Source organism: Aeromonas genomosp. paramedia (assembly GCF_023093515.1).
Lineage (GTDB): Bacteria > Pseudomonadota > Gammaproteobacteria > Enterobacterales > Aeromonadaceae > Aeromonas.
The window spans coordinates 128,053-142,438 of sequence record NZ_JAAROG010000016.1 but is presented as its reverse complement, the minus strand read 5'-3'; the positions used below and the strand labels follow the sequence as shown (position 1 = coordinate 142,438).

Sequence of the window (14,386 nt, the reverse complement as noted above, 5' to 3'; positions counted from 1 at the left end):
GCATCTTCCATCGCGCCATCGCTCAGGTTGTACCAATGCTGCATGCAGTGAATGCGTAGCATGGTTTCCAGCGGATAAGGTCGCCGGCCACTACCAGCCTTGGGGTAAAACGGCTCGATGACTTCCACCATGTTTTGCCATGGCAGAATCTGCTCCATGCGGGACAAGAAAATCTCTTTTCTGGTCTGACGGCGCTTACTGCTGAATTCACTGTCGGCGAAGGTAAGTTGATGACTCATGATGAACCCTGTTCCATGGCTCCAGATGACAAACATGATCTCATATCAGGGACTTGTTCGCACCTTCCTTAGGCATGAGAGCAAGAACGGTATTTATTGAATCCTGATTTCAATGGGTACTTTCCTGTTGTTTTGACTGTTCATCCTCGGGCTAAACAAGATAGAATCTGGTCCAAAATCGGGTTTGGGGCATCAATTGCCCAAGATGTGAGCAATGCAGGCTGACGGATGGCCTGGGTGTGCAATGTGATGCGACAACATTGCTAAACATCAATCAAAACAAGAAGCTGGAGGATATGATGACCAACAGCGCACACAATCAGGTTAAAAGCAGCGTGTTGGGAGCTGTAACTCAAGGGCGGTAGCGTAATTTATTGCAAACAGGAACGATTTTTACCTACTGCCACTTGGTTCTTGGTATTAGGTATGTGCCCAGCTAGTCAATGGACCGCCTATCAAATTATTGAATTTAACGTTCACCCCATCACTACAATCATATTTTTGCTCCAGAAATAATCTGGTGGCATACAGCAATTACTCCTTATAAAAATATTTATTTTTCATTTAGTTAGAATAAAATCAGGAACCTCTCAATGAAAATCCTTGTGACTGGCGGTGCCGGGTTTATCGGATCTGCGGTTGTTCGCCATATCATCCAACATACCCAAGACTCAGTGGTCAACCTCGACAAGCTGACCTACGCAGGTAATCTGGAGTCCTTGGCTGAGGTCTCAAGCAACGGTCACTATGTGTTCGAGCAGGTAGATATCTGCAACCGCGCCGAGCTGGATCGCGTCTTTGCCGCCCACCAACCCGATGCAGTGATGCACCTCGCTGCTGAAAGCCACGTCGATCGCTCCATCACCGGCCCTGCCGATTTCATCGAAACCAATATCGTCGGTACCTATATGTTGCTGGAAGCCGCCCGTGCCTATTGGAGCATGCTGGACGAGACGCGCAAGGCAGCGTTCCGCTTCCATCATATCTCCACCGACGAGGTGTATGGCGACCTGCCCCATCCCGATGAAGTTGCCCCCGGTGAGGCGTTGCCACTCTTCACCGAGACCACCCCTTATGCGCCCAGCAGCCCCTACTCTGCGTCCAAGGCCTCCAGCGACCATCTGGTGCGCGCCTGGCGTCGTACCTACGGTTTGCCGACCGTGGTCACCAACTGCTCTAACAACTACGGTCCCTATCACTTCCCCGAGAAGCTGATCCCGTTGGTGATCCTGAATGCACTGGATGGCAAGCCGCTGCCGGTTTATGGCAAGGGCGACCAGATCCGTGACTGGCTCTATGTGGAAGATCACGCTCGCGCGCTCTACAAGGTGGTGACCACTGGTGTGGTGGGGGAGACCTACAACATCGGTGGTCACAACGAGAAGCAGAACCTGGAGGTGGTGCATACCATCTGCGATCTGCTCGATGAGATGGTGCCGAAAGCAGGATCTTATCGTGATCAAATCACCTATGTGGCCGACCGCCCCGGTCACGACCGTCGTTATGCCATCGATGCCAGCAAGATGAGCGCTGAGCTGGATTGGCAACCACAAGAGACTTTCGAATCCGGCATTCGCAAAACCGTGCAGTGGTACCTGGAAAATCAGCAGTGGGTCGGTAACGTCAAGAGCGGTGCCTACCAATCTTGGATCGAGCAGAATTACGGGGAGCGTGCCTGATGAATATTTTGCTGTTTGGCAAAAACGGTCAGGTAGGCTGGGAGTTGCAGCGCTCACTCGCCCCATTGGGCCAGGTTACTGCGGTTGATTTTGATTCCACCGACTATTGCGGTGATTTCAGCAACCCGGCCGGCGTGGCGGAAACGGTGCGCCTGCTCAAGCCGGATGTGATAGTCAATGCCGCTGCCCATACTGCAGTCGACAAGGCGGAGAGCGAGCGGGAGTTTGCCAAGCTGCTCAACGCCACCAGCGTGGCTGCGATTGCCAAAGAAGCCGAAGTGCTGGGTGCCTGGCTGGTTCACTACTCCACCGACTATGTGTTCGATGGTAGCGGCGAGCGCCCCTGGGTGGAAACCGATGCAACGGCACCGCTCAACGTCTACGGTGAAACCAAGCTGGCGGGTGAGCAAGGCGCCGCGCTTTGCTCCCGTCATCTGATCTTCCGCACCAGTTGGGTCTATGCCGCCCGCGGCGCCAACTTTGCCAAGACCATGCTGCGCTTTGGCAAAGAACGTAGCGAGATGTCAGTCATCAATGACCAGTTCGGCGCCCCAACCGGTGCCGAGTTGCTGGCCGATTGCACCGCCCATGCACTCCGCGTGGCGCAGCGCAAACCCGAGGTTGCCGGGCTGTATCATCTGATTGCCTCCGGCACCACCACCTGGTTTGACTACGCCCAGCTGGTGTTTGCCAAAGCCAGAGAGGCCGGGGTTGAACTGGCTGTGACGCAGCTCAATGCGGTGCCGACCAGCGCCTTCCCGACCCCGGCCAAACGCCCCCATAACTCCCGTCTTGATACCGGCAAATTCCAGCGCACCTTCGATCTGGTGCTGCCGGACTGGACTGTCGGTGTAGAGCGGATGCTGACCGAGATTTTGGGTAAGTAAATCACTGGCCAGGGATGTATTGCATGCACCCATGGCTGGTAGGGATAAAACAGAAAGGTATGGCTTCTCGCCACTCTTCTTTTGCAATTCAAAAATAAGAAACAAGCATCATGACTAAACGCAAAGGCATTATTCTGGCTGGTGGCTCTGGCACCCGTCTCTACCCGGTCACCATGGCGGTGAGCAAGCAGTTGCTGCCTATCTATGACAAGCCGATGATCTACTATCCGCTCTGCACCCTGATGCTGGCCGGTATTCGCGATATTTTGATCATCAGCACGCCGCAAGATACCCCCCGCTTTGAGCAATTGCTGGGTGACGGCAGCCAGTGGGGTCTGAATTTGCAGTACAAGGTGCAGCCAAGTCCGGACGGGTTGGCACAAGCCTTTATTCTGGGTGAAGAGTTTATCGGGTCAGACCCCTGTGCGCTGGTGTTGGGGGACAACATCTTCTACGGCCACGACCTGCAGAAACAGTTGGCGGGCGCAGCGGCCAAAGAGAGCGGGGCCACCGTCTTTGCCTACCATGTGCACGACCCCGAGCGATATGGGGTGGTGGAATTTGATAAAGAGGGCACAGCTATCTCTCTGGAAGAGAAGCCACTGGAGCCCAAGAGCAACTATGCGGTGACCGGCCTCTATTTCTATGACCACAGCGTGGTAGACATCGCTAAGAGCTTGAAGCCGTCGCCCCGTGGTGAGCTGGAAATTACCGATGTGAACCGTATCTACCTGGAGCAAGGGAATCTGTCGGTGGCCATGATGGGCCGTGGTTATGCCTGGCTGGATACCGGTACCCATGAAAGCCTGATTGAAGCGAGCAACTTTATTCAAACTATCGAAACCCGTCAGGGGTTGAAGGTGGCGTGCCCGGAAGAGATTGCCTATCGCCAGAAGTTTATCAATGCCGACCAGGTTCGTGAACTTGCAGCGCCGTTGGCAAAGAATGCTTATGGACAATATCTGTTAAGAATGATTGCTAAGGCATGATGTGATATGGGGGAGGGAATATACTTCCCCCATAAAAATTGAATTAAGTGTGGATAGACAGATGAATGTAATCAAGACAGCAATTCCAGATGTGCTTATCTTTGAGCCAAAAGTATTTGGTGATGAGCGAGGTTTTTTCTTTGAAAGTTTCAACCACAAGTTGTTTGAAGAGGCTGTAGGGTATCCGGTGACTTTTGTGCAGGATAATCACTCCAAATCATCGAAAGGGGTGTTGCGTGGGTTGCACTATCAGTTGGCGCCCCATGCCCAGGGAAAGCTGGTGCGTTGTGTGGCAGGTGAAGTGTTTGATGTGGCGGTAGATATCCGTAAAAGCTCCCCGACCTTCGGCCAATGGGTTGGCGTACATCTTTCAGGGGAGAACAAGCGGCAACTGTGGATTCCGGAAGGGTTTGCGCATGGCTTCTTGACGTTGACTGATACAGCTGAATTTTTGTATAAAACTACAAATTATTACAATTTAGATTGTGATAGAGGAATTAAATGGGATGATAAGGATATATCGATACAATGGCCTGCAGAAAACTTAAACTTGAATTTATCGCATAAAGACATGAATCAACCTTGTATGAATAAAGCAACTCTATTTTGACGTAATGCTCAAGTCGGTTGAAACCAATATTATTGTGCGAACTATCGTTCATAAAATAACTTCAAATTAAATTGCCATGAGTTAGTTCTACTTTATATATAGGTATTATCACATGGCAAATAACATAAGATAGATGTAAATAGGTTTCGATATGAAAAAACACATTCCTGTCACACAGCCATTTTTACCAGATTTAAACGAGTTTATTCCCTACCTTGAGCAAATCTGGGATAACCGCTGGCTAACCAACAATGGCCCGTTCCATCAAGAACTAGAAGCCAAACTAGCCGAGTATCTTGGTGTTGAGTATGTCTCTTTATTTAATAATGCCACCATTGCACTCATTACCGCCTTGCAGGCGATGCGCATTCACGGTGAAGTGATTACCACACCTTATTCGTTTGTGGCAACCAGCCATTCGATCATGTGGAATGGCTTAGAGCCTGTGTTCGTTGATATTGATCCTACCACTTTTAATATTGATCCTGCCAAGATAGAAGCAGTGATTACCCCTCGCACCACCGCTATTATGCCGGTGCATTGCTACTCCAATCCTTGCGATGTAGAAGCCATTCAAAAAATTGCTGATAACTATGGCCTGAAAGTGATTTATGATGCGGCCCATGCCTTTGGTGTGAACTATAAAGGTGAGAGTTTACTTAAATGGGGCGACCTGTCGATTTTAAGTTTTCACGCCACCAAGGTATTCAATACCTTTGAAGGTGGGGCAATAATCAGCCCAGATGCCAAAACTAAGCAGCGCATTGATCGCTTAAAAAACTTTGGTATTGCAGATGAACTCACCGTAACTGCCCCAGGCATTAACGGAAAAATGAGTGAAATCAATGCGGCCTTTGGTTTAGTGCAGCTTAAACATATTGATCAGGCTATGGCGCAGCGCCAAGCAGTCGATGCGCGTTACCGTGCCGAGCTTGCCGATGTAACCGGCATTACCATGTATCAGCATGACAGCAATGCTAATAGCAACTTCTCTTATTTCCCTATTTTGGTTGAGGCCGAATATCCACTCAGTCGCGATGATCTATACGAAAAGCTCAAAGCCAATGGCATTTTATCGCGTCGTTATTTTTACCCGCTTATTAGCAATATGCCGATGTATCGGGGTTTGCTCAGTGCTGATACAGCACATTTGCCACAGGCCAATGCTTTGGCTGAAAAGGTACTATGTTTGCCGATTTACGCTGATCTTGATAAAGAAGCTATCAATATCATTGTTAAATTAATCTCAGGGAGAAATTAAAATGAAAACTATTTATGGCATATATGGTGCGGGTGGCTATGGCCGTGAAGTTTATCCATTGGTTAGAGAACAACTAAAAAATGCTAACATAGATAGTGAAATTTACTTTGTTGCTGACGAATCAGAAGAAAATCAAATAAATGGAATTGACGTCTTAAGCTTTGATGATTTTGAGATCATCAAAGCTGATGAAAAAAAAGTGACAATCGCTATTGCTGACTGGCATGTTAGGAAAAAACTTACAGAAAAATGCAAGGAGCATGGATTTAAGTTATTTGATGTTTTTGCAAATAACATTGTCAAAATGGATTTTGTCGATATTAAAGAAGGCTATATTTTAAGTCCGTTTACCTGCTTGACATCCAATATTTCAATAGGTAAATCATTCCATGCAAATATTTATAGTTACGTAGCCCATGACTGTAAAATTGGTGATTATGTTACATTTGCTCCTGGTGTCAAATGTAATGGCAATGTGATTATTGAGGATTATGCTTATATCGGTACTGGTGCGATCATTAAGCCTGGCAGTAAAAATAAGCCGTTGGTTATTGGTCAAGGAGCTGTTATTGGAATGGGCGCTGTTGTGACTAAAAGTGTAGCGCCTGGCGTAACGGTTTTTGGGAATCCAGCTAAACCGATAGGGAAAACAAAATGAAAATTGAAAACACAGATGTAACAAACACAGATGTTATTAATTTTTTTTCAGTTGGAATGACAGAGTCATACTCTCAAACAATAACTGATTCTGATATTAAATCGTTTTCAGGTATTAGTGGTGATAAGAATCCTGTACATATGAGTGATGAGTTTGCGTTAAACACACAATTCAAAAGGCGTATAGCTCATGGATTAATGTCAGCAAGTTATTTTTCTGCATTATTTGGTATGAAAATACCAGGGCCTGGTTGCGTATATCTCTCGCAGAGTTTAAAATTTCTAAAACCTGTTTATATTGGTGATACTGTTACAGCAAAAGTAAAAATTACAAAATTGAATAAAAGATCTCGACGCTTTACATTTGAAACTTGTTGTTATGTTGATGGTGTAGAAGTTATTGTTGGTGAAGCAGAAATATTTTTGCCTAAACTACAATAAAAATAATTTATGCGATAATTAGCTCCCTCTTTTAATTATATTATCAGGTCTGAGCCTGCATGAAGGCACCACGGTAGGTTCATTATCAATGATTACCAAAATTGCGGAGCCTTTGGTATTTATATGTGGGTCTGCGAAAAATAAAATATAGAGAAAAATATGCTGTATCTTGAAATGGAACTTATGGATAAAAATAGTGTATAGATTTTTGATATAAAATAACCTCAATACTGAGTAAGTGGCTGTTTTAAATTGCTTAAGTCATTGCAAGGTTATCAAGATGAGACGTTATTGAGCTCTGTAGGTAGTGTTTAATTTATACGTTATGATTATCTTTTGATACTAGTTCATAGTATGTTTTTAAATATACATATGAGTTAACATAACGTTTTTTAGGTATTTTTTTAAGCGTGGTGATTAAGTGGGCCATATAAAAAATGGACTAAAATGGAGTGCAATTGAAAAAATAGTATCACAGGGTGTACAGTTTCTTACATTGTTGATTTTGGCAAGGCTGCTTACTCCAAATACATTTGGTGTCATCGCCATGACATCAATTTTCATTTCAATTGCACAATTATTAATTGATGGAGGGTTTACCAGTGCGTTAATTCGCAAAGGTAAACCTTCCGAAGTTGAATATTCGACAGCATTTTATTTTAATATAGTGGTTGGTCTTTTTATATATATTATAATATATTTTTCCGCACCACTGATTTCATTTTTTTATCATGAGCCTATATTACAAGATGTTCTAAGAGTATTAGGTGGCGTCATTCTTGTTAATTCTTTGACCGTAGTTTATCGTGCAAAACTAAATGTAGCCCTAGATTTTAAATCTCAATCAAAGGTTACTGTATCTTCATCTTTAGCAAGTGGAGTAATCGGTGTTGCGTTGGCATACCATGGGTATGGTGTTTGGGCTCTAGTTGCACAATCTTTGTTTAACGCAATAATATCAATGTGTTTATATGTATATATATTTAAATGGCGGCCAATAAAAGCATTTGATGTTAATGAGTTTAAAGATATGTTTGGTTATGGCTACAAACTAATTTTATCCTCACTCATTGAAGTTATATATGCGAATAGTTTCATCGTTATAATTGGTAAGATATATTCATCTAGTCAGGTTGGATTGTTTTATCAAGCACAGAGATTAATTGAACTACCAACAAGTTCATTTATTGGCATCATACAAAGAGTTAATCTTCCTTTAATGAGTAAAGCTCATGATGCTACGGAAATAAATAAAATATTTAGTGACAGCATAATATTATCTACATTTATATTCACGCCTTTAGTCAGTATTCTTGTTGTTCTATCAGATGCATTTTTTTATTATGTATTGGGGCCCGCTTGGCTTGCTGCATCAAAATACTTAATAATATTGTGTGGTTGCTATGTTTTTTATCCTATACACGTATTTAACTTGAACCTGCTTCAGGTTAAAAAGCGTTCAGATATGTTTTTAAAGGCTGAAGTTATAAAAAAGATAATTGGAGTCTTGAGTATTATTTGCTCGTTTAAATTTGGAGTCATTGGTTTATGCATTGGAATGATGATATCTTCTATATTAAGCCTATTCGTTAATTGCTTTTATAGTGAGAAGGTCGGTGGGCTAACTACTATTCAACAGTTTAAACTAACGTATAAAATTTATCTTTCAAATTGTCTTTCGCTTATTATCGCACTATTTATTGCCTCATCATTTTTCCATGAAAATATAATCATTTCATCACTCGTTGGATTATTGTTGTTTTGCCTTTCTTGGCTATTGTGTTGCTGTACTTTTATGAAAGATGAATTTATTACAACCAGAAATAAATACATAAAAGCAATTTGATAAGGGCATGTAATGGCTACCAGATATGTTATTTTTTCGCCCTCCTATACTCCCAATGCTGGGGGGATAGTCGTATTACATAAACTATGCCACATTATTAATGAATGTGGTGGTAATGCAGTTTTATATCCTTGGTTTCCACAGTTCAAAATAACAAAAAAAGACATGTCAGGATGCGTCTCTTTGATGCGCAATACTATTGGCAGCTTATTTAGAAAATATAAAACTAACGTTGACTTTAATACACCCGTACACACTGGAAATGTGCTGTCGGACAATGATATTGTCATATATCCTGAAATTGTTTTTGGCAATCCTCTGAAAGCTACAAGAGTTATTCGTTGGTTGTTGAATAAGCCTGGATATTTCACCGGTGATATTTATTATGGACCCGGTGAGTTGTATTTCAAGTTTGATGATGGCTTAGTTGATGATTTTGCTTTCTATGGTTCAGAAATTTCATCTTCACCATTGAAAGTGATTCATATTCCAAGTGTTTATAATGATAACAACATCCACTCAGTAAGAAGTGGCGTTGCATATTCAATCCGAAAAGGGTCTGATAAGCCTCTGATCCACCATCCTAAGGATGCAATATTGATAGATGGAATGGATCATGCTGAAATAGCTAGAGTATTCAAGAGTGTTACATGCTTTATATCGTATGATTTATATTCTGCATATTCAACATTCGCTGTACTTTGCGGTTGTGATTCGGTGGTAATACCAGATGACTGTTTGAGCAAAACAGAGTGGTATCCAGATGAAAAAAATCGATATGGTATAGCATATGGCTTTGATGATATTGACTATGCAAGAGAAACAAGAAGATTAAAGCTTGATGTTATAAGAAATAATGATAAGAAGAATACAGATTCAGTGCTTAGTTTCATGAGTACAGCAGAAACATTTTTTTCAGAGAAATGATGGTTCGTTTAATAGGTTTTAAATAAAATGCAGAAAATTAAGATAAGAGAAGTCTTTTCATATTACTTGCCACAATTTCATGAAATCCCTGAAAATAATGAATGGTGGGGGAATGGATTCACTGAGTGGTCATTGCTGAAGTCTGCTGCAGCTTTGTTTTCAGGGCATGATATACCTAAAGTTGGAGAGCTTGGGTATTACTCTTTAGAGGATGTCTCTGTTGTTGAAAAGCAATACCAACTAGCGAAGCAGCATTCTATATCTACATTTGCATTTTGGCATTATTGGTTTGGTGATAATGAAAAATTACTACATAAGCCAGCTGAGTTAATATTGTCGAGTGATGTTGATGTCAAATTTTGTTTTGCTTGGGCTAATCATACTTGGTATAACAAGTCAAAGGGATTGCTATTGAAGAAACAGAGGTATGATTACGATATTAAAAAGCATTTTAATTATCTGCTGCCATTTTTTATGGATGATAGATATACTAAAATAGATAATAAGCCCGTATTTTTCATTTACAATCCTCGCGAGGCAACTAACTGTGCCTTGTTCATGGATACGTTTAATAAGATGGCAAAAGAGCATGGGTTTGATGGTTGCTTCTTTATCGCTGAAAACAGCGATGTTCATATTGCTGAATATTATGGGTTTGATAGGTTTTTAAATAGCTGTAATTTTATGAAGGGGCGTTCACTACAACAGAAAATTACTGACAAAATCAGGATTATTTTAAACAAAAAAATTCCAGTCTGCCTTAGAAAGTATGATTACAGTGAAAGAATGCAAAGGTTTTCTGCTAATGTAGATGTGGCACATAATGAAATACCGGTAGTATTTCCACGTTGGGACTCCTCAATCAGACATGGTCGACGTGGTGTGGTGTTGACTAACGCGACTCCTGCCGCGTTTGCAGCTCATCTTGATCAGTGCTTGCTAAAGACGGCTCATATTCCTGAGTCTGAAAGATTGATAATGATAAAGTCTTGGAATGAATGGGGAGAGGGTAATTATATTGAACCATGTCTGAAATATGAAAGAAAATTCCTTGAGATCGTTAAATCTAAAATTGAAATAATGTGATGAATTTAAATAGCAACGGTTTGAAAAAGAATAGAACTGTATATTTGTCATTGTACATAATTTCCAACATATATTTTACTATTTATTATTCGTTTAGTGGGTGGCTGGGTGGGGATTTTGCTGGGAATTATCCAGCTGTACCCGAAAGCCTATCCATGGCATTGTTTTTAATACTGATGTGCTGGGGGGCGTATGTATTAATATTCAAATCCTTTGAAGTAATGTCAACCTATAACGTCGCGACAGTAAACTCTAAGCGCCTTGATGTAATATTCTTTGCTCTGGCATTGACTCACCTCAACGGGCTTGTTAATGGTTATATATCACCCTCATCAGATATTGAACGTTCATTTTTCTATCTGATGTTCAATTATCTTTTATCCGTAGATACACTGCTGCTTATATATTTATTTTATTGCATAAAGTTCAGAAGCGTACTTTATTATATTAATCTAGTTATTACAATTATCATCTATTTGTATTCAGGGCGAACCGGGATTTTTATTTATCTACTGGCATTAATAAATTTAGCTGCGTTCTACGATAAGGGAAGGGTGAATCTTAGATTGAATTTCATCTTGATTGTGATCGCTTTTTCACTATTTCCTTTCGTGCGTTCCCTTAAGCACTACATGTTACTAACTGTCATCTCTGATGAGTTTAGAAATATGTCATTTTTCGATGGCTTTATAGCTTTTTGGGGAAAGAATGATTTTTATGTAACATATATAAAATATTTTAATGAGACTGTAGAGCGCTTTCAACATGTATCAAATATCAGCTTTATATTTGATAACTCGAACGGTGTTAACAGGTTTCTCTCTGGATATGATTTTAGTTTGATGTATCCAACAACTCAAAGGATTTTTGAAAACCTCATTGGCTTACCGAATACGCCATACCAGTTTTATAAGCTCATTGGAAGCTATGTTAGTGGTGGGGAGACCTTTGATTGGAATGTTCCTGTGGGGGTGCCTGGATTAATTTTTATTGATGATGTGTCATTTGTTCTATATTTTTTTATATCCATATTACTTCTCTTCGCGGCAGTCATTTTATCCAAAACTATCGATCGTAATGGTGCTGTATTAGAACTATCTTTTTTGTCCATGGTACTTTTCATTCTACATGGCTGGATTAATGAATTCATGTCGTATGTTATGTCATTAGCTGTTTTTCTGTTATTAATTATTTTTATAAGAAGTTGCAACCATCTCAATAAAAGTTGATGAGTAACTTATACTAAGTTTCATATGTTTAAATAAACCTATACTTTAATTATTAGGTGCATTAATGAGGAAGCGTGTTTTAATTTATCTTGATAGTATGCAGCCTGCTGGTGGCATTGAGCGAGTAGTCGCAACATTGGCTAACGTTCTCTGTATTGATAATGAAGTTACTATTTTGGTGAAAGATAGACCATCATCTTTTTATGTTATTGATGATCGAATAAAGTTTGATTCAATTAATTCTGCACTTGTTTTTGATATGAGTAGTAGAATTAAACGAGCTAAAAGAATTTTAGGGAATATTATTGATTCAATACGTAAGTTACATTTTTACTTTAAAGATCATGATTATGATTGTGTATATGTTACAACCCCTCGCTCATATTTAGAGTGCCTTTTGGTCTTAAAGAGTGGGCGGGATATTATAGCATCAGAGCATGGAGCAAGAAGTAATTACAATGTTGTGTATAGAGCAATAAAATTAGCGTATAAGTTATCTAGGGCATATGTATTACCGACTACAGATGATTATAATTTTTTTGCATCTAATGGTTTTCCTGCCATACATATACCGCATCTGCGTCCCCCACTAAAGTACAAAAAAACAGATACAGCCCAAAAAACTGTTATTAACATAGGTCGTTTTACTCCAGATAAAAGACAAATCTTATTAATAAAACTCTGGGCTGACATTATTAAAAATAATATACAACTCAAAGATTGGGTTCTTTTATTGGTTGGGACTGGGGAATTGCAAAATGATATAAATTCAATTATATCTGAGCTAAATATATGTGATAATGTTCAAATAGTCCCCCCGCAAATAAATGTTGATGAGCTTTACACTAAAGCATCAATATTTGCTCTTACTTCGAGTAGTGAAGGCTTCGGAATGGTCGTTTTAGAGGCATTATCATTTGGATTGCCAGTTATATCTTTTGATTGTCCTTCTGGCCCTAAAGACATAATAAGTCATGAAGTGGATGGTTTCTTAGTCGAGATGGATAATTTCACTTTGTATCAAAAAAGATTGACAGAGTTAATGTTATGCAATGATTTGAGGGCGGCAATGTCAGAAAATGGCTTTGTTAAGGGGCAGCAGTGGAATGAATCTAATATAATAGATAAATGGAGAGGTTTGCTCTAACATGCTTTCAATTATTGTCCCTGTATATAACTCCTCAAAAACGATACTTCAATGTTTAAATTCCATAATTAATCAAACCTCGTTCAGATTAGTTAGTGAAATTATCATAATTAACGATGGGTCAACAGATAACTCTGACTTGCTAATCAGGGAGTTTATGGGGGAAAATACCAGCGTTAATTTTAAATATATTTACAAAGAGAATGGAGGAGTCTCAAGCGCGAGAAACTTAGGAATTAATATTTCCTGCGGAATTTGGATTGCTTTTATCGATTCTGATGATATTTGGCTTCCTAATAAATTATCAGAACAATTTAAAGTAATTAACTCATCCCCGTTTAACATTGATTTTATTGGTTGTGCGAGAAATGATGAAATGCTGACTCTTTATGGTAAAAAAATCACCTCTTTGCATAAGGCTACGTTACATCAACTATTGATTAAGATGTTTCCACAGACATCAACTGCAATTGTAAAGAAAACGCTTTTGAACAAAGTTGGTTATTATGATGAGTCAATGTCACATGCTGAGGATGGTGATTTGTGGCTCAGGTTGTGTGATGCTGGTGATTTTTATTATATGCCTCAGTCATTAGTTATCACAGGTGGAGGCAAAAATAATTATGGAGAGTCTGGTCTCTCAAGCAATCTATCTGCCATGCATAAAGGAACTATATATACAATAAATAAATTACACAAAAGCAAAAGATTATCAAATGTCGCTGCTTTTATGTTTAAAGTATTTTATTACGTTAAACATATTAGAAGAACCATTATTGTAATTTCACGGCGATTTTAACTATGCTATTTAAAATAAAGTGGATGCTAAGCGCATTATTTTTATCGCTTTTTTTTAAAAAGATAAAGTTTCCTACATATATTGCGTTCCCAATTTTTTTTATGGGGTTACATAAGGTATCAATAGGAAAGCGTGTACGAATATTCCCTGGTTCAAGAATCGAGGTTCATGGTGATGGTGAAATAATAATTGAGGATAATGTTGCAATAGGCCAATCATTTCACATAACATCAGCATCAAGACTAGTTATCGGTAGTGGCACAGTTATATTGGCTAGGGTTTTTGTAACAAATATAGATCATGAATATGACAAAATTGATACGCCAGTGTTAGAGCAGAATAATAAAATATCAGATACTAGTATTGGTAAGAATTGCTATATCGGAATTGGGGCAGCCATCCAAGCTGGAACCAAACTTGGTGATAATGTTATTGTTGGTTCAAATAGTGTTGTTCGAGGATCGTTTCCATCTTATTGTGTGATTGTTGGTGCTCCTGCAAGAATTATAAAAAGATATGATCATCAACTTGGTATCTGGAGACGCACGGATTCTCATGGTACCTTTATTCAAGAATTAAAATAGGTAAT

General features: G+C 40.1%; 15 protein-coding genes. 14 read left to right on the top strand and 1 reads right to left on the bottom strand.

All coding sequences use genetic code 11. The features are described from left to right. Positions 1-239: transposase (locus HB860_RS10640; protein WP_247626617.1), on the bottom strand; the 239-nt coding region annotated here is incomplete at its 3' end. 593 nt (positions 240-832) lie between these two features. Here HB860_RS10640 and rfbB point away from each other — a divergent pair. From rfbB to HB860_RS10570, 14 genes are all read left to right on the top strand, one after another. Further along, positions 833-1,918, top strand: coding sequence for a dTDP-glucose 4,6-dehydratase (rfbB, locus tag HB860_RS10635; protein WP_247626616.1), 1,086 nt, complete (start codon positions 833-835; stop codon positions 1,916-1,918). Beyond that, on the top strand, positions 1,918-2,805 hold the full coding sequence (gene rfbD, locus HB860_RS10630) for a dTDP-4-dehydrorhamnose reductase (RefSeq protein ID WP_247626615.1): 888 nt from the start codon (positions 1,918-1,920) through the stop codon (positions 2,803-2,805). The genes rfbB and rfbD overlap by 1 nt, the downstream gene beginning before the upstream one ends. A 110-nt stretch (positions 2,806-2,915) precedes the next feature. After that, entirely contained in the window at positions 2,916-3,794 is an 879-nt protein-coding gene (gene rfbA / locus HB860_RS10625; protein WP_247626614.1) for a glucose-1-phosphate thymidylyltransferase RfbA, read from the top strand. A 61-nt stretch (positions 3,795-3,855) separates the two neighbouring features. Beyond that, a complete protein-coding gene (gene rfbC, locus HB860_RS10620; protein WP_247626613.1) occupies positions 3,856-4,404 on the top strand; it encodes a dTDP-4-dehydrorhamnose 3,5-epimerase in 549 nt (182 codons plus the stop codon). A 151-nt stretch (positions 4,405-4,555) separates the two neighbouring features. After that, on the top strand, positions 4,556-5,665 hold the full coding sequence (vioA, locus tag HB860_RS10615) for a DegT/DnrJ/EryC1/StrS family aminotransferase (RefSeq protein ID WP_247626612.1): 1,110 nt from the start codon (positions 4,556-4,558) through the stop codon (positions 5,663-5,665). Position 5,666: 1 nt separating this feature from the next. Then, a complete protein-coding gene (locus tag HB860_RS10610) occupies positions 5,667-6,323 on the top strand; it encodes a NeuD/PglB/VioB family sugar acetyltransferase (RefSeq protein ID WP_247626611.1) in 657 nt (218 codons plus the stop codon). Beyond that, positions 6,320-6,763: a MaoC family dehydratase gene (locus HB860_RS10605; protein ID WP_247626610.1), complete on the top strand. Its 444-nt coding sequence runs from the start codon at positions 6,320-6,322 to the stop codon at positions 6,761-6,763. Before HB860_RS10610 ends, HB860_RS10605 begins: the two co-directional genes overlap by 4 nt. Before the next feature lie 421 nt (positions 6,764-7,184). After that, complete coding sequence (locus HB860_RS22275; RefSeq protein ID WP_247626609.1) at positions 7,185-8,609, top strand: lipopolysaccharide biosynthesis protein; 1,425 nt, start codon at positions 7,185-7,187, stop codon at positions 8,607-8,609. A gap of 12 nt (positions 8,610-8,621) precedes the next feature. Continuing rightward, positions 8,622-9,536 (top strand): hypothetical protein, encoded by a 915-nt coding sequence (locus HB860_RS10595; RefSeq protein ID WP_247626608.1) that lies wholly within the window; start codon positions 8,622-8,624, stop codon positions 9,534-9,536. Between the two features lie 27 nt (positions 9,537-9,563). Next, positions 9,564-10,622 (top strand): glycosyltransferase WbsX family protein, encoded by a 1,059-nt coding sequence (locus HB860_RS10590; RefSeq protein WP_247626607.1) that lies wholly within the window; start codon positions 9,564-9,566, stop codon positions 10,620-10,622. Then, on the top strand, positions 10,622-11,851 hold the full coding sequence (wzy, locus tag HB860_RS10585; protein WP_247626606.1) for an oligosaccharide repeat unit polymerase: 1,230 nt from the start codon (positions 10,622-10,624) through the stop codon (positions 11,849-11,851). Before HB860_RS10590 ends, wzy begins: the two co-directional genes overlap by 1 nt. A gap of 64 nt (positions 11,852-11,915) precedes the next feature. Beyond that, positions 11,916-12,998 (top strand): glycosyltransferase, encoded by a 1,083-nt coding sequence (locus HB860_RS10580; RefSeq protein WP_247626605.1) that lies wholly within the window; start codon positions 11,916-11,918, stop codon positions 12,996-12,998. A gap of 1 nt (position 12,999) precedes the next feature. Beyond that, entirely contained in the window at positions 13,000-13,797 is a 798-nt protein-coding gene (locus HB860_RS10575) for a glycosyltransferase family 2 protein (RefSeq protein WP_247626604.1), read from the top strand. Between the two features lie 2 nt (positions 13,798-13,799). Further along, the gene (locus HB860_RS10570) at positions 13,800-14,381 is read left to right on the top strand and encodes a DapH/DapD/GlmU-related protein (RefSeq protein ID WP_247626603.1); all 582 of its coding nucleotides are present in this window, start codon (positions 13,800-13,802) and stop codon (positions 14,379-14,381) included. Positions 14,382-14,386 lie beyond the last annotated feature (5 nt).